Source organism: Bacillus sp. KH172YL63, from assembly GCF_011398925.1.
GTDB lineage: Bacteria > Bacillota > Bacilli > Bacillales > Bacillaceae_B > Rossellomorea.
This window is the reverse complement of sequence record NZ_AP022842.1, coordinates 3893996-3910890: the sequence shown is the minus strand read 5'-3', so window position 1 is coordinate 3910890 and position 16895 is coordinate 3893996. Positions and strand designations below refer to the sequence as shown.

12 protein-coding genes and 2 riboswitches are annotated in these 16895 nt (G+C 43.7%); of the genes, 11 read left to right on the top strand and 1 reads right to left on the bottom strand.

Annotated features, from left to right (window positions below):
* The first annotated feature begins 12 nt into the window (after positions 1–12).
* Positions 13–2412 carry a putative bifunctional diguanylate cyclase/phosphodiesterase gene (locus KH172YL63_RS19835; RefSeq protein ID WP_173107718.1) on the top strand — a complete coding sequence of 800 codons (2400 nt, stop codon included), beginning with the start codon at positions 13–15 and terminating at the stop codon, positions 2410–2412.
* A gap of 414 nt (positions 2413–2826) precedes the next feature.
* Positions 2827–2913, top strand: a riboswitch (cyclic di-GMP riboswitch).
* A 383-nt stretch (positions 2914–3296) separates the two neighbouring features.
* The gene (locus tag KH172YL63_RS19830) at positions 3297–4421 is read left to right on the top strand and encodes a histidine kinase N-terminal domain-containing protein (protein ID WP_173107717.1); all 1125 of its coding nucleotides are present in this window, start codon (positions 3297–3299) and stop codon (positions 4419–4421) included.
* Positions 4422–4671: 250 nt separating this feature from the next.
* Here KH172YL63_RS19830 and KH172YL63_RS19825 read toward each other — a convergent pair whose 3' ends face one another.
* Positions 4672–7077 (bottom strand): putative bifunctional diguanylate cyclase/phosphodiesterase, encoded by a 2406-nt coding sequence (locus KH172YL63_RS19825; protein WP_173107716.1) that lies wholly within the window; start codon positions 7075–7077, stop codon positions 4672–4674.
* 179 nt (positions 7078–7256) lie between these two features.
* On the opposite strand from KH172YL63_RS19825, the gene KH172YL63_RS19820 reads away from it, so the two are divergent.
* From KH172YL63_RS19820 to KH172YL63_RS19780, 9 genes are all read left to right on the top strand, one after another.
* Positions 7257–7763 (top strand): RNA polymerase sigma factor, encoded by a 507-nt coding sequence (locus KH172YL63_RS19820; protein WP_173107715.1) that lies wholly within the window; start codon positions 7257–7259, stop codon positions 7761–7763.
* On the top strand, positions 7750–9099 hold the full coding sequence (locus KH172YL63_RS19815; RefSeq protein WP_173107714.1) for a hypothetical protein: 1350 nt from the start codon (positions 7750–7752) through the stop codon (positions 9097–9099). The genes KH172YL63_RS19820 and KH172YL63_RS19815 overlap by 14 nt, the downstream gene beginning before the upstream one ends.
* Positions 9100–9245: 146 nt before the next feature.
* Complete coding sequence (locus KH172YL63_RS19810) at positions 9246–10625, top strand: Glu/Leu/Phe/Val family dehydrogenase (RefSeq protein ID WP_173107713.1); 1380 nt, start codon at positions 9246–9248, stop codon at positions 10623–10625.
* A gap of 145 nt (positions 10626–10770) precedes the next feature.
* Positions 10771–11343 (top strand): TetR/AcrR family transcriptional regulator, encoded by a 573-nt coding sequence (locus tag KH172YL63_RS19805; protein WP_173107712.1) that lies wholly within the window; start codon positions 10771–10773, stop codon positions 11341–11343.
* Positions 11344–11415: 72 nt separating this feature from the next.
* Positions 11416–14142, top strand: coding sequence for a YhgE/Pip domain-containing protein (locus KH172YL63_RS19800; RefSeq protein ID WP_173107711.1), 2727 nt, complete (start codon positions 11416–11418; stop codon positions 14140–14142).
* A 97-nt stretch (positions 14143–14239) separates the two neighbouring features.
* On the top strand, positions 14240–14458 hold the full coding sequence (locus tag KH172YL63_RS19795) for a DUF1659 domain-containing protein (RefSeq protein ID WP_173107710.1): 219 nt from the start codon (positions 14240–14242) through the stop codon (positions 14456–14458).
* A 35-nt stretch (positions 14459–14493) separates the two neighbouring features.
* Entirely contained in the window at positions 14494–14712 is a 219-nt protein-coding gene (locus KH172YL63_RS19790; RefSeq protein ID WP_173107709.1) for a DUF2922 domain-containing protein, read from the top strand.
* Between the two features lie 319 nt (positions 14713–15031).
* A riboswitch (SAM riboswitch) is annotated at positions 15032–15136 on the top strand.
* Positions 15137–15206: 70 nt separating this feature from the next.
* On the top strand, positions 15207–16220 hold the full coding sequence (locus KH172YL63_RS19785) for a methionine ABC transporter ATP-binding protein (protein WP_173108312.1): 1014 nt from the start codon (positions 15207–15209) through the stop codon (positions 16218–16220).
* Complete coding sequence (locus KH172YL63_RS19780; RefSeq protein WP_173107708.1) at positions 16210–16875, top strand: methionine ABC transporter permease; 666 nt, start codon at positions 16210–16212, stop codon at positions 16873–16875. Before KH172YL63_RS19785 ends, KH172YL63_RS19780 begins: the two co-directional genes overlap by 11 nt.
* The last annotated feature ends 20 nt before the right edge of the window (positions 16876–16895 follow it).

Here is a 16895-nt window from a genome sequence, read left to right as displayed (position 1 = left end):
GGGGGGAACATCATGTTTTTTCTTTTTTCACTATTAGTCGCCCTTATTCCATTCAGTATTGGGATCACTGTATTATTCATGTTCAAGAAAAGTAAGCTTTCCAAAGTCTTATTTCTTTTCTTATTATTGGCCTCACTGTGGCAGATGGATGTCGCTATTTTGTTCGCGCATGGGATACTATCCATAGATTTGATTGATTTTCTATTCAGGCTTTTCCGGATTGGGTCGATTCTGCTGTCTCCTACGCTGTTTTATGTGGCGTATACGATTTATCATGAACAATTCCAAAGTTCCGGGAGAAGCAGATGGCGCTACATTATGAATAAAACCAGTGTCCTTTCATTTTATATATGGGGATTGATCGTCTATTTTGTAGGCTGGAGTGAATACGGGATTGACCGGCTCGTCCTTGTCAATCCAGAAGGAAGCTACGGATATTATTATCCCCTGTACGGTGATTTATCGTGGGTTTTCCATGCGAATTTATGCTTATTCCCAGTAAGTATGATTTTATCATTCATGATATCTGTTCATATTCATAATGTAGTGTTGCGCTCCTTTTTATTCCACTTCATCTTATCTACCGCAATTGGCTACGGGATTGGTCTATTCAATATGTTTCCGGAAACGGGGCTGATGCCAAGTGCCATATCCGTCCTTGTATTTGCCGTTTCCATCTTAATCCTCTCGAACCGTATGCATGTGGGTATAGTAAGGGATATGAATAGACGGCTGGATCAACAGCGCCAATTCCTGAAGACGGTGATTGACCTGAATCCATCGTACATTTATGCAAAGGATCAAGAAGGACGCTATTCATTAGTGAATCGGTCTTATGCGGAGCTTTGCGGTTTACCGAAAGAAGACATCATAGGGAAAACAGACCTTGAGATCCATGGTGATCCAGAAAACGTGATGGACACGCCCCGTGATGACAAAATGATTTTAGAAAATGGAAAAGGGATTGAAATACCTGAAGAAAGGTTTCAGGATTATGAAGGTAACGTCCGCTGGCTTCAAACGACAAAAATCCCGATGCCCCATGAGGATTCCACCATTTTACTCGGCGTGTCGACTGACATCACTGAAAGAAAACGATATGAGGATGAGTTGATTCATCAAGCGAATCATGATGTGCTGACAGGATTACCGAACCGGAGGCTGTTTAATGAAGATGTAAATGAGATATTGAAGGTGCATCCACATAAGAGGAGTGCCGCCATCATGCTCATCGATTTGGATCGTTTCAAATATATTAATGACACTCTCGGACATGATGTAGGTGATCTTCTGTTAATAGAAGTATCCAGGCGGTTAGAAAGATTCCTGGAATCCCAATCATTCTCCAAATCAAAGGTGTACAGGCAGGGCGGGGATGAATTCACGTTACTGTTCCCGGATTGTTCAAGGGAGAAGGCAGTCGAGACTGCTCAATTACTCCTTGATCAGTTCACTGGAGAGTTTCTCATTAATGGGCAGGAATTTTATATCACCCCGAGCATTGGGATCAGCATGTACCCTGATGACGGGGAAGATGCCACAACCTTGATGAAAAACGCCGATGCGGCCATGTATTATGTGAAAGACAGGGAAAAGAACGACTTTCAACTTTTCACAAACGAAATGAATCAACAGACCTTCAGGAAAATGATGATTGAGAAAGAATTACGGACCGCTCTTGAAAGAGATGAATTTTATCTGGTCTACCAGCCGATAGCAGATGTGATGACCGAAATGATTTGCGGGATGGAAGCACTGATCCGCTGGGAAAATCAATCATTGGGTCACGTTTCCCCTGCAGAATTCATCCCGATCGCTGAAGAAACAGGCCTGATTATCCCGATTGGAGAATGGGTGCTGAATACTGCGCTTGCTCAATCAAAAAGTTGGAAAAGTGAAGGGTACCGTGCGCTGAAGCTTGGTGTGAATCTCTCGATGAGGCAGCTTCTGGACAAGGAGCTTATCGTGAAACTGGAGGACAGTATCCGGACACATGGAGTGAACCCAGAGATGATTGACCTGGAAGTGACGGAAAGCATTGCCATGTGTGATCAGGAATTGATCATCTCAAAGCTTGAACGATTAAAGCAACTGGGAGTCAGTTTATCAATGGACGACTATGGGACAGGCTATTCTTCCCTGAGTTATTTAAAGAAATATCCCCTTGATACGCTAAAAATCGACCGTTCTTTCATAAATGGCATCATGGCGAACGAAGATCATCAAGCGATAGTGAAAAGTACGATTTCAATGGCGAAGCATCTTCATTTACACGTAACAGCAGAAGGAGTAGAGAGCCAGGAAGAGTTTGGTTTCCTGAAAAGGAATCACTGTGATAAAGCTCAAGGGTATGCCATTGGTCGCCCGGTGTCCCCGGAGGAATTTGAGGGAACCTACTTGAAGCCTAATTGAAGGAGAGAATAGCCCTTCTTGAGATTACGATCATAAACGTATGCATAATAAGGTAAACAGCCTGTGATGACTTGGATAACATCATCGGCTGTTTATTTTTATTTGGGAACACGACAGGAATGTCGTAAGGTGTTCTTTATTGAGAAAATTGTCGACAATTATATACCTGTATATGATAGATTATTCTGATAATTATTATATAATGTAAATATAAGTAATGAATATGGGTATAATGATTCATTGGGAGGGAGGTTTCTTAATGCCGTTATATTATATGAAGGAAATATGGACACCCCTAAAGTTTATAGGAATAAAGATTTTCAAATGTGAAGATAATACTGTATTTATGAAAGTTTTTCAAAATCCCAGAAAACGAATCTTTTAAAACATGTATTTGAAATACTACTAATGTGCGTACGATAAAGGCAAACCTATTGAAAAATAGGGACGCAAAGCTATAGGGGCTTTCAATGTGCCAGACGATGCCAGCCAGTTACCGTGTACGCATTTGTTATATATTTTCTATATACTAAAGCTTCACTTCTTCCATACTTCATCTTTCAGACGACCTCCCGTTTATGAATGGTCTAAAGAGATAAATCTCTCTTACCATTTTAAAAAACCCCCCCTCACTCGTTCCTGGTTAAATAAAAACTGTCTTTTTATAATATAAATATTCCCTGTTCTCGTTGAATCTTCTAAGAGTGAAATGGAGGTTTTAATTTTTAGGCTTAAGTCAGTGGTCGAGTATTCAATTTTATAGTAGGAAGTTATGAAAAGAAAAGTACAGGTATAATATGGAAATAACCGTCCGCACATATTTTCTGTTATGATGGAATCAACGACGATTAAAAACATAGACGGAATGAAGGGACGACCATTCGATGACTAGTGCTTCCATCAAGCTCATTAAATACCTGGATGATCACTCAGATGAGTTTTTACAAAACTGGCGCAAGAATATCGTGATTTCAGATCAAGATGTGTATAAAGAAGAAGTGTTAAATAATGGAATGAACATGTTTCACTTAGTTAAGCGTGCGATAGAGGAACCACTTAGTGAGGAGGAAATTACTTTACTTGCTCATAAGACAGCTCTAGAACGGGTGAAAGCCAACGTTAACATAAGTGAGTTTGTATATAACGTAAATATAGGGAAGAGCATTATCATTAATTGGGTTAATCATTCAGGGATCGAACTTAGGGATTTACAGCCTATCATTGAAGAGATTAATACATTATTTGACCGCTTCTCTTATTTAGCCGTTCGTAAATATACGGAAATAAAGGAACAACAACTCCAAGAAAAAGAACATTATATAGATCAAACCCATAAAGAGCGCCTGACAATCCTTGGTCAGATGAGTTCAAGCTTCGTTCACGAATTCAGGAATCCACTGACGTCAATTATTGGCTTTACAAAGCTTTTGCAAAATGATTATCCTAACCTACCCTATCTTGATATTATGCAACATGAGCTGGAGCAATTGAATTACCGGATTTCACAATTCCTTCATGTATCAAGGAAGGACTTGATAGAAAGTGTTCAAGAAGAAATCTTTCTTTCTGATCTTTTGGAAGAGACGATTGAATTCTTATATCCAAGTCTTCTAGATGGAGATGTTTTAATTGATTTTAAGTGCGAAACAAATATCAGATTAATGGGGAATGGTGATGAGTTAAGGCAAGTCTTCCTAAATCTGATCATGAATTCGATTGATGCTCTTCAAGAAATAGATGGACCGAGGTATATCAAGGTAACATGTGATGTGAGGGAAGGAAAGACCAATTTGGAAATTTCGAATAATGGACCACGAATTAAGGTAGAAAGTATGGAAGCTATTTTTGAACCTTTCTTTACTACAAAGGATCTTGGTACAGGCATTGGTCTTTATATTTGTAAAAAATTGATTGAAAAGCATAGTGGGGATATTCAATGCAAATCGAATGATGAAAACACAACTTTTATCATTCGGATTCCTGTAAAGTCCAATTTGGTTGTTGAGTAGAGAAGCCTCCACTTTGATAAGCGATTAAAGAAAACTATGGTAGAAAATTGAAGGGGAAGTTTGCCTGATTATGAGTTGAAAAGAATAAACTTTATCAAATTTCAAATTTCAAAGGGCATTCCATACAACATTAAATAATTTATCTAAAGAAAAGAGTTTCATCTAGTTATAAAGACATTTGTTTTCCTGTTGGAGGATACATTTTAAAAACACCGTCTGGGCTTTGTCCAGACGGTGTTTTAAAATGTCCTCAATTACAATTACTCACTCCAATACTCTTATTGATATAATCAGTCACCCCATCAGCAGGCAACGGCCGGCTAAAGTAATAACCCTGTCCATATTCGCATTCAAGATTCTTGAGCCAGTTCAATTGTGTCTCTGTTTCTACCCCTTCTGCCACGATCGCTAGTTTCAGATGTTTAGCCATGGCATGAATCGCAGAGACAATCGCTTTATTGGATTCATTTTCATCGAGATCCATGATGAAGCTGCGATCGATCTTCAACGTCTGAATTGAGAATTTCTGCAGATAGCTTAACGAACTGTATTCGATTCCGAAGTCGTCGATCGCGATTGAAACTCCGATTTCCCGAAGTGCGTTCATTTTCGCCATTGCCTCTTCCACATGGTGCATGGCGGTACTTTCCGTCAGCTCCAACTCTATGAAAGATGGGGGGATGTCATGCGTAAACAATAATTCCCTCACCATCTCTACGAACGTCGCATCGTGGAACTGCCGTGATGACACATTGATTGAAATCTTAAATTCATGTCCACCCTTTTCCCACACTTTAAATTGTTCACAGGCTCTGTTTAAAATCCAACGGCCGAGGGGGATGATCAGTCCTGTTTCTTCAGCCAGGGGGATGAAATCGTCTGGTGAAATCAACCCTTTGACAGGGTGATTCCATCTGATTAAAGCCTCCACCCCGACAACCCGATTTGTCTGCAATGAGAACTGAGGCTGATAGTAAAGCTCAAACTCATCATTAATCAGTGCTTTTCGCAGGTTTTCCTCGAGTTCGATTGGATTGATCCCTTTCTCTTCAAGCTGGTCGGAAAAGAGAAGCTGATACGCTCCTGCGCTTTTTTTCGTTGTGTACATGGCGATATCTGCTTTTTTCAGTAACGTGGAAAGATCTTTCCCATCATGAGGGTATAGGGAAATCCCGATGGATGTCGAGGTCATAATGTCATGACCGCCGATCGTAAAGGGAGTTTGCAGACTCTTATGGATCGCCTTCACCACTTTATGAATCTCACTCCGTCCTTGAATGGAAGGAAGCAGTACAATAAATTCATCCCCGCTCATCCGTGCAATGAGTCCTTTTTCTCCTAATGCGTCTTTGCATCTCTTTCCGAATTTGGAAATCAGTTCGTCTCCATATCCATGGCCCAATGTATCATTGACAATCTTAAAGCGGTTAAGGTCCAGAAGGAGGATCGCCATCTGATCATGGCCCTCTTTGACTTTTGTTTCAAATGCTTCATTGAAATACCGCCTGTTCGGCAATCCGGTCAATTCATCATGATAGGCGAGGAACTGGATTTTCTTTTTATCCTTTGTAGCTTCTGTAATATCTGTGGCGAGAACGTGAGCGCCAGTCACTTCCCCGTCAAGATGAATTGGGACGACGATGACCTGAATATAAAGAATATGCCCCTCCCGGTGGGGGAAGTCCAGTTCAAATGTCATGGCTTCTCCCCGCAAAGAACGAAGGAAGGCAGTTTTAATTTGACCAAGATTTTTTTCCATCATATATGTAAGGAATTCTTTCCCGATGATTTTCTCTAATGGGTAACCAGTCATAGTCGCGGCCCGTTCATTTGCTTCAACAATGATGCCTTCTCGATTATAAGTGAAGATGGCTGACAGATTATTTTCGTATAGCGATTTATATTCCTGTTCTTTTTGGTAGATTTGTTTCAGTTGTTTCTTATGTAAGGAATTCGCCAGATGGTCCGGAATGAACCAGAGTATCAGTAATATCGCCATTTCAATAATAAAAGGAATGAGATGATAATGTTCCAGGAGGGATAGTCCTTCCCCATATTTATCAGGCGAGAGAAGGGAATAGACTGTCAAATAGGCGATTCCTGAATAGCCAAATCCCATCACGATGCTCCAGGCGACATGTTTCTTCCCCATGGAAGAACTGATGTCCTGGTTATTCAGCTGTAATAACATCCGAAAAAGAGGAAAGGTCACTCCGAAGGTCATCAAGATCGTCAATGAAACATCCATCAGCTTGAGTGAGAAATATGGATACACCAACCCACCGTATGCTGCAAAGTTTCCGGCCAATAACATAAAGGAGAAAGTGAAACCTCCCCTTAAAAAGTTGACCTTGTCCATGTTCACGTCCTGAAAAAGTTGGAGAGATTGATAGATGGTGATGAAACAGACGATAAAAAAGACGGGAAGGAAATAAAGAAACCGCTGAATGAAAATCTCATAAGAAGCCGTCATGATGACGGATGCGTGAAGCAATGTATAAAAAACGGTATAAGTGAAGGAGGAAAGCAAAGCTTCATTTTTGCTTAAATTCTGCCCGATTTTATTAAAAGCCTGCCTAAGCGCCAAATAACTACAGGCGGCAGACAAAGCGATGCTGATGGTTAAGTTGATAAAGATCATAATGAAAGTGGTCATATATACCTACCTCTATTTACCTATTTATAACAGTATATCATTTATTTCGACAAATTTTTCAGTTTTTGTAGGATAGAATGAGTTTTGTTTAAAAATTATTTGTAAAAAAATTTAAAAAATGTAATAGATGTTACATCTGAATCGTCTAATTAGAAAAAGAAAAAAAGCGGGGGAATGGGATGTCCAACAATAGAGTGATTGCCGATTGGTTTCACCTTTACAGTGATTCGATTTATACGTTCTTAGTGTATCGAATGGGTACTGCCGATGTAGAGGATCTTGTACAGGAAGTGTTCATCCGGGCATTGAATTCTTATGGATCATTTGAGGGAAAGGCTAATCCCAAAACATGGCTGTATTCAATTGCAAGAAATCTTGCAGTTGATGAAATGAGGAAAAGAAGCAAAGCAAATCGATCGATTTCTTCATTTTTTGAAGCGGCTTCCATTGAGACGCCGGAATCATTGCTGATTTTAAATGAAGATAGCCGGGAAATGCTTACGGTCATACATGGGTTGAAAGCAAATTATCGGGATGTACTGCTTTTAAAAGGAATGAATGGATTAGATGTGAAAGAAACAGCTGCTATTCTAGGTTGGACTGAAAATAAAGTTCGGGTCACCTATCACCGTGCCTGTAAAAAATTACAATCAAAATGGGGAGGATCCATCAATGAAGAATCGTGAAAACAAAAACCTGCAAACTATGTTTCCGCAACTACATTTAACCGAAGATGCCAAAACTAAGATCCACAGCAAGATCCTCCGTCACGAACCTAAAGAAACACGTAAAAGAAACGCATGGCAAGAAGGGAAATTTATTAGTATAGCTAGTGCGGTTATGGCGCTGGCGCTATTCTCTGTATTGACTGTTTATATGATATCAGAGGCAAAACGAGGGGAAGCAGAACAACTATTTGCAGCTGCGGAGGAACAAATCAATTCTCTATATTCGGAAATGGAGGGGAATTTGAAATCGTCTAATTCTGCGGGCTTATTAAAGACAATCGATCATATTGAGTTGAAGTCTGCTCAAACAAGCTTAAATGGTGCGGAAGAAAAGATGAACAAGAATAATGATCAAATGAAAAAGAAAATGAATCAGCAATTAATGCCTAAATTAAACGAATTAGAGGAATACAAAAAGATTGTTCCGCTTGCTAATGAAATGCAACAGAAAATCAATGAAGTAAAAAGAAATTTGAATGATGATCCATTGAATGAGACTTTTGATGAAAAAATTAATGACCTAAACAAAAAGTCCGATTTAATCACTGAGCAGTTCAATCTTTTAGAAAGTGATACCCTTAGAGCATTTTTCGATGACAGGTACACTTCACAATTAAGGAAAATAGAAGAAGACTATCAAACATATACAGAGTTGCAAGCGGATATTGAAAAGTTGAATGAAATAGCTGAAGGTCAATCCTTAAGCGAATCATCTTTTGAAAAAGAAGTGGCAAAGTTAAACAAAGACATAGGAAACTTAAATAGTAATCAGGCGATGGAACAATTACAGATACAAATCGATGCAAGTCAAACAAAATATTATGAAACGAAAGAGCAAATCGAGGTTGAAAAGAAAAAAGAAGAGGAGGAGAAAAATAAGGAAGAAAAGCAATCACAAGAAGATGAGTACCCAATGGAATTTACTAGGACAAATTCTCAAGGTCAAACAATCAGGTTAAGCAGAGACCTGATGGGGAATAAGAAATTCCTTAAATATGATGAAATTGCGAAGAAATATGGGGGAAGATATTATTATACACCTAAATCCGATATGTCTTATATTATAAAGGACATGGATGTTATCGCCACTATTTCATTGGTGTCTGTATCTTCCCTTGAATATAAAGACTTATTTATTGATTTGATGGCAATTAAAACAGCCTACTCCAAAGAAGAATTTTCTGAAATAGTTGAAAAAGTGATTGAAACTGGAAAACCTTATAAAATTGAAAAAGGTAAGGAGGGAGAGAGTCTAGAAGTGGAAAATGGATTTTTGATCTATCATATTTGGTAAGTAAATGTTCCAGTCGACAATCCCTCCGCATGGGTTGTCGACTTTATTATTCCCTCTTTCCCCATCCCCCGTTTTCAACCACCCCCAAAAGGGTAATCCTAAACCATATACCAATATTTTCTTATCACTTATAGGAGGGACCCGAAATGATCAGTCAAACGAGAGAAATTGTCCAGAAATCACTGGATGCGCTATTGGAGGACGAGACATTTTTACCTGATGTGAAAGGTGAGGGGAGAAAGAAAGCGTTTACGTCATTAACGTCAATTCTGTCGACGCCAAATCATGTACATAAATCGTTCCTGAGGATACCGCTTGAGAACGGGAAGGTGGAGCGGATTCCTGCGTTCCGGGTGCAGCATAATAACGCCCTCGGTCCATACAAGGGCGGGATCCGGTTTCATGAGATGGTGAATGAGGAGGAGGTTGTGAATCTTGCTTCCCTGATGACGTTGAAGAATGCCCTGCATGATGTCCCGTTCGGTGGTGGAAAAGGCGGGATCATCCTGAACCCTCGGGAGTACTCTGAAAAGGAGCTGCATCTGATTGCGAGGAAATATGTCCAGTATTTCAGTGATGTGCTCGGTCCGGACAAGGATATCCCGGCACCTGACATGGGATCCGGGGAGCGTGAGATGGACTGGATGATGGCAGAGTATAAAAGCATCCGGCCGGGACTTCCTTACCGGGGGAGCTTTACAGGGAAGAGCGTTGTGAACGGAGGATCGCTTGGACGGAGGGAAGCGACAGGTAAAGGGGTGTTCTTTACATTTCGCTACCTCGTCCATGACTTCGTGAAGAATCAGAAAAGCCTGCTGACGAAAACCGATAATATTTTCGCAAAGACGGCCCTGGATTATGAAGACCGTCCGTTGTCGATTGCCGTCCAGGGGTTTGGGAATGTCGGATCGGTCGCGGCACTCGAGGCCCATCAGTCCACCGAATTACAGAATAAAGTGGTGGCGGTGAGCGACCGGAATGTGACGCTGTTCAATGCCGACGGACTGGATATCCCAACGCTTGCCGAATGGACGATGAAGAACCAGGGAGATCTGCCGACAGACGATCAGCAGCTGAAGGAAATCGGTGTCACCGCAGAGGTCCGTGACCGTGATGAGGTACTGTATCTTGATGTGGATGTGCTCTTCCTGGCGGCCCTTGAAGATCAGGTACACAAAGATAACGTGGAAAAAGTGAAAGCCCGCATCATCGTAGAAGGCGCGAATGCCCCGGTCACAACAGAGGCGGACAGCTACCTGAGCGACAAAGGGGTCATCATCATCCCTGATATCCTCGCCAATGCAGGAGGAGTCATCGTCTCCTACTTCGAATGGCTGCAGGGCCGGGAAACCCAGTTCTACACAGAGGAAGAAGTATTCAACCTCCTCTATGACAAAATGCAATCCACCATGGATACCGTACTCCCCCTATTCTTTGGCGACCCATTCCCACTCCGCCAAAACTGCTACATCCACTCCGTCATGAAACTCTCGACGGTATTATACAGGCAGGGGAAACTATACTGATTTTTTTGAGGGACGGACCTCGATTCCTAGGAGCTGGTACTAGGAGTCGAGGTCCGTCCCTCGTTTGAATCCTGGTGTTGGACGTGGTATATTTGTTGTTGTGTAAGTTTGAACGAAACACTGTTTTGGTCAGGGGGTTCGGATAATGGCTATTGATCGCAGGAAGCTGGTGATTGAGGCAGCGACGAAGTCTTTTTCTCTGTTCGGATATAAAGCGACGACGATGGATCAGGTTGCGAAGGTTGCGAATGTAGGGAAAGGGACGATTTATACGTTCTTTAAGAATAAGGATGAGCTTTTTCAGGAAATTGTGTATGGGATGGTCAGGGAAATGAAGGCCTCGGCTGATCTTGTCATCAAGCCCCAGCAATCCTTTTATGATAATGTCCATCAGGCATTGGTGACATTACTTGATTATCGGACCGATCATCAGCTCATGTTGAAGCTGATTGAAGAAGAAAAAGAAATCGGCACCCGTGCCGTACAGGAAATGCTGAATCATATAGAAGACGAATTGATCCTGTACGTGAAGAATAAAATTCAGCGTGCTATGGACAATGGACAGATCAAGTCCTGTGATCCAGAGATCATTTCGTTTATTTTATTAAAAGTATATATTGCTCTTCTTTCTGACTGGGAGCGGAAGCATGAACCGTTATCTTCAGAGAAAATAGCTGGGATCATGAAGGATTATTTATTAAATGGATTGTCTAAGTAGATGGTCCTTTCTTTTTTTGGGCGTATTTGACCAGGTGGTTGAAATAGTCATACATTCTAAGGAGTCGATACAATGAAAGCACTACATTCACTGAAAGGTGAGTTCCGCCATATTTTGACGAACAAGACGTTATTGATGGCGGTCATTGGCGTCTTGTTCATTCCCGTGCTTTACAGCGGGACGTTCCTATGGGCATTCTGGGATCCGTACGGACAGGTGGACCAGCTGCCGGTAGCGGTCGTGAACAATGACAAAGGGGCAGACTTCAACGGTGAGGAACTGACGATCGGTCAGGACTTCGTTGATGATCTGAAAGAAAATGATACGTTTGATTGGCAGTTTGTTGATGAAGACACAGCCGATCAAGGACTTGAAGAGCAGAAGTACTATTTAAAAATAGAGATTCCGGAAACTTTTTCACAGAATGCGACGACCCTTGAGGATGTCCATCCTGAGAAACTGGAATTGATCTATACGGCCAATCAGGGCTCAAACTATCTTTCTTCTAAAATAGGAGATTCAGCGATTGAAAAGATCAAAGAAGAGGTATCGGGTGCTGTCACCAAAACGTATGCAGAATCCATGTTTGATCAAATCAAGGATGTCGCAGACGGGTTAAACGAAGCAAGTGACGGAGCCGGCAAACTGAATGACAAGCTTGGAGACGCAACGAGCGGATCCGATGATATCCATGACGGCATCGCTTCCGCTCATGATGGTGCTAGCGAGCTTGAAAGTGGCCTTGCAGGTGCCGAAGACGGTGCCAACAAGCTGGGCGCTGGTGTCGGTTCTGTCCAGCAGGGTGCCGAACAAATCAAGGACGGCGTCAACTCGGCCCAAACCGGGGCAGGGGAGCTGAAAGACAACCTCGGGAAAGCGCAACATGGCGCTGAAGACTTGGACACCGGGATCAACAATGTGAACAGCGGTGCCCAGGAACTAAAAGCCAAATTGCAGGAACTTGCCGGCAAGTCTGTCACGTTTTCAGACGGTGTCGATCAAGCCTACACGGGATTCAAGCAGCTGTCTCAAGGTATCCAGGCCTTTGATGAGGCTGTCGGCTCCATGCAGGAAGGAAATCAGAAGCTCCTTGCCTGGGCCGAAAAATCCCAGCAGGGTGCGAAAGACCTTTCAACGGGACTAAATGGGTCACTCGCGGCACTGCAGGACATGAACGAGAAGCTTCCGTCGCTTGCAGTTATGTCACAGAATGTGGCGGACGGGGCCCAAGAATTATCTCAAAAGGCTACTGAAAATCAAAGCAGCGTGAACAATACAAAAGCTGCATCTGATGGAGTCACTCAAGGCCTCAACGATGCATCTCAAGATCTGGATGCCTTGATCCAACAGGAACAGGACCCAGATCAAAAGGAACAGTTAAAAGCATTGCAAGCATCGATCACCTCTCTGGCTGGTGACAGTCAGGGCGTGAGCGGGGACATCGCAGCTATTTCTGACAGGACTACTTCTGTAGTGGGAAAAGCTCAAGATCTATCAGATATTGCTACACAAGCCAATCAAGGTCAACAAAGTCTGACCACCGGGTTTGATAAAATCACGAAAGGCCAGGAATCCCTTGCAAAAGGAGCAGACGAACTTGCCGATGGCCAAAAGCTACTGGTCGGGGGTCTGACCTCATTTGCAGAAAACCTTTCAAGCGCAAAAGAACGCCTGCAGGACATGAAAGCTGGAGGGTCCGCCCTTACAACCGGGCTCGCTAAGCTCGATGAAGGGACAGGGGCACTTGAAGAAGGCTCCACGAAACTTGCAAACGGTTCTTCGGAGCTTGCTGACGGTACAAACCGCCTGTCGGCAGGGTCCGGCCAGCTTGTGAACGGACTCGGAGGTCTTTATGCAGGATCGGGACAGCTCTATTCAGGGCTTGGAGAGCTTTCAAAAGGCACGACTGATTTATCGGATGGCCTGGGAATGTTCTCGTCGAAATTTCAGGAGCTGATGAGCGGTCTCGGTCAATTGAAGCAGGGGTCCACTGATCTATCGTCCGGTCTTGGCAGGCTTTCTGGCGGCTCAGGTGAATTGACGGACGGTCTTTCAAAACTGTCCGACGGTTCTTCAGAGCTTGAAACGGAGCTTGCAGACGGTGCCAGGGATGCGAATGATGTAAACGCCAATGATGACATTTACGACATGTTCGCAAAACCTGTCACACTGACCGATCATCCGATCCATGATGTACCCAACTACGGGACAGGATTTACACCGTATTTCTTATCCCTTAGTTTATTCGTCGGGGCATTGGTGATTTCAATCATCTTCCCACTCCGGGAACCGGCTGTGAAACCGATGAGCGGAATCGGCTGGTTCTTCGGGAAGTTCGGGGTCCTGATCTTCGCAGGATTATTCCAGGCCCTGCTGGCAGATACGATTCTGCTTGCCGTCCTCGGATTGGACGTGACGAGCATCCCGCTCTTTATCATGATGAGCATATTGGCGAGCTGGACGTTCTTATCCATCGTTCAATTCCTGGTCACATCACTTGATAATCCAGGGCGCTTCCTCGGCATCATGATCCTGATTCTTCAGCTGACGAGCAGTGCAGGAACGTATCCGATTGAACTGGTGCCGGAGCCGCTGCAGCACTTTACAAACTTCTTACCGATGACATATACGATTTCTGCTTTCAGAGCGATCATTTCGACAGGAGATTATGCGTTCATGTGGCACAATATCGCGTACACGCTCCTATTCTTATTAATCGCGACGAGCGGGACGATCCTTTATCTGACGTTCAGATTCCGGGTCATCCGCCGCAAGCAATATCGTGAATTAGAAGCATAAAGGAAACTCGGAGGGACGCCCTTCCGAGTTTTTTTATTGCCGGGGTGTCCGACTCTTCCTTTTTCCCCTATATAAAGGGTGAAAGGAGGTGAGGCACATGGCAACAGCGGATCTGAAGTCGACGAGAATACGACTTTCATACATGGACGGGCTTGATGAAAAGGGCAAGCAGAAGTTCGCGTACAAATCGTACAGCTACATCAACCCACTGGCTACGGCCGATGCAGTGAACAGCGCAGCATTATCGATCGCAAGCTTATCTTCAAAAGGATTATCCAACGTCGAAAAGTTGCAGAACTTCGACATCAACGAATAATCGATGATGAATCTTAAAGGAAAGGAGGGAGAAGCATGGCAAAAGTATTGGAGCTTGAGTTTAAAACAGAAACGGGCAAACCGGCAAAGCTGACGATCAACGATCCGGTTGAACCGATCGATACAGCTGCAGTGAAAGCAGCAATGAACAACCTGATCGCCACCAACGTATTCGGAAGCTCGAACGGAGCATTCGTCGGAGTCGAAGGCGCCCGCGTAGTCGAGCGTAATGTGACTGATTATGAGGTGATGTAAGGTGAGGAGAGCGTTCCCTGGAGGATGGGGGACGCTTTTTTTGGTGTCGGGAGGGGTGTTTACTTTAAAATGGGCGGGCTTATTTTCAAAACTGGGATTATATTTTCAAAATGGACCAACTTATTTTCAAAACTAAGATTATATTTTCAAAAAACCCCCACTTATTTTCAAAAACAAAATTTTATTTTCAAAACACAATCCTAGCCCGTCAATAAAGATAACGCTTACAAAATACCGCCGTAAAAATCCTCTATTGACTTCCCTCCCAATACCCAGTATTATCCTCTATAAGATAAATAGTTAGAAAATTACATACTTTCAATTATCAAGAGTGACCGAGGGATCAGGCCCTATGACGTCCGGCAACCTCCAGAAATGGAACGGTGCCAATTCCTGCAGAATGATTCATTCTGAAAGATAAGTCGGGATATACAGGCGATGCTTCTTTCAGTTGAAAGAGGCATTTTTTTATGAACGAAAAAGGGGTGTGCACATTGATCGAGATACGGAATCTGGTGAAAACGTACAGAACAAAGAAGCAGACGGTGGTCGGCGTTGATCACGTGTCGGTCACCATTGAAAAAGGCGAGATCTTTGGGATCGTCGGATACAGCGGGGCAGGGAAGAGTTCCCTCCTGCGCTGCCTGAATCTGCTGGAAACCCCGACCTCAGGTGAGATCATCATCGACGGCCAGGATTTCACCCGGCTTTCATCGAAGCAGCTACGGCTCGCCCGCCAGAAAACGAGCATGATTTTTCAACATTTTCACTTGATCAAATCGAAGACGGTTTATGACAATTTGGCGTTTGCATTGAAAGCGGCCTCTGTTTCTAAAGCAGATATCAAACCGAGGGTCACCGAGCTCCTCGCGATGGTCGGTCTTTCGGATAAGGCGGATGCCTACCCGGCCGAACTCAGCGGCGGTCAAAAGCAGAGGGTAGGGATCGCAAGGGCGCTTGCCAACAATCCGTCGGTCCTGCTGTGCGATGAAGCGACATCGGCACTGGATCCGAATACGACGAAATCGATTTTAAAGCTGCTGAAAAAAATCAACAGGGAGCTCGGCTTGACGATTGTACTCATCACACATGAGATGGAAGTGGTGAAAGAGATTTGCGACAGGATGGCGGTCATGCAGAGCGGGAAAATCGTGGAGGAAGGTCCGGTATATGACTTGTTCGCCCAACCGAAGGAAGAATTGACGAAGCAATTCATCGAGACAATCCTTCAATTCGAATTGCCATCCCACCTGGCTCAATCCCGAAAAGGAAAGATCATCAAGATCCAGTTCAAAGGCTCGATTGCAGAAGAAAGCGTCGTGTCTGAAGTGTTTCAGCGATACAAAGTCCAGGGGAACATCCTTCACGGGAAAATTGAATACATACAGGACGTCCCTCTTGGAATTTTTATCATGGAACTGATCGGTGCACCGGGTGAGATCGATGCGGCCATCCGCTATATTACGGCAAAGACACAAAGCCTGGAGGTGATCGGGGATGCTGCCTGATTCATTGACTGCGATCCTGCCGGAATTGAATAAAGCCTTTTTTGAAACGGTTTATATGGTGGGCATTTCACTTGCAGTGGCCATTATCATCGGGATGCCATTGGGTATTCTGTTGTTTGTCACCGATAAGGGATTGTTTTTACAAAACGGTTTGATTAAAAAAGGAGTAGGATTCTTCGTGAACATGGTTCGTTCGGTTCCGTTCATCATCTTACTCGTGGCGCTGCTGCCGCTGACCAAGATTCTAACAGGCACCACGATCGGGCCGACCGCCGCATCGGTGTCCCTGTCGGTGGCCGGCATCCCGTTTTTTGCAAGAATGGTGGAAACGTCACTGAGGGAAATCGATAAAGGGGTCATCGAAGCCTCGGTTTCAGTCGGGGCGAGCCCGTGGATGATCATTAAGGATGTGCTGCTGCCGGAAGCGCGTCCGGCCCTGATCCAGGCGATCACGATCACGACCATCAGCCTGGTCGCCTATTCCGCCATGGCAGGCATCGTAGGTGGAGGCGGCGTCGGGGACCTGGCGATCCGCTTCGGATATTACAGATACGACAATACGGTGATGATCACCACGGTCGTCATCTTGATTTGCCTGGTTCAACTCATCCAATATACGGGTGATGTGTTTGCCAGATTAGTAGATAAACGATAAAGAATGCAGGGGGAATACGA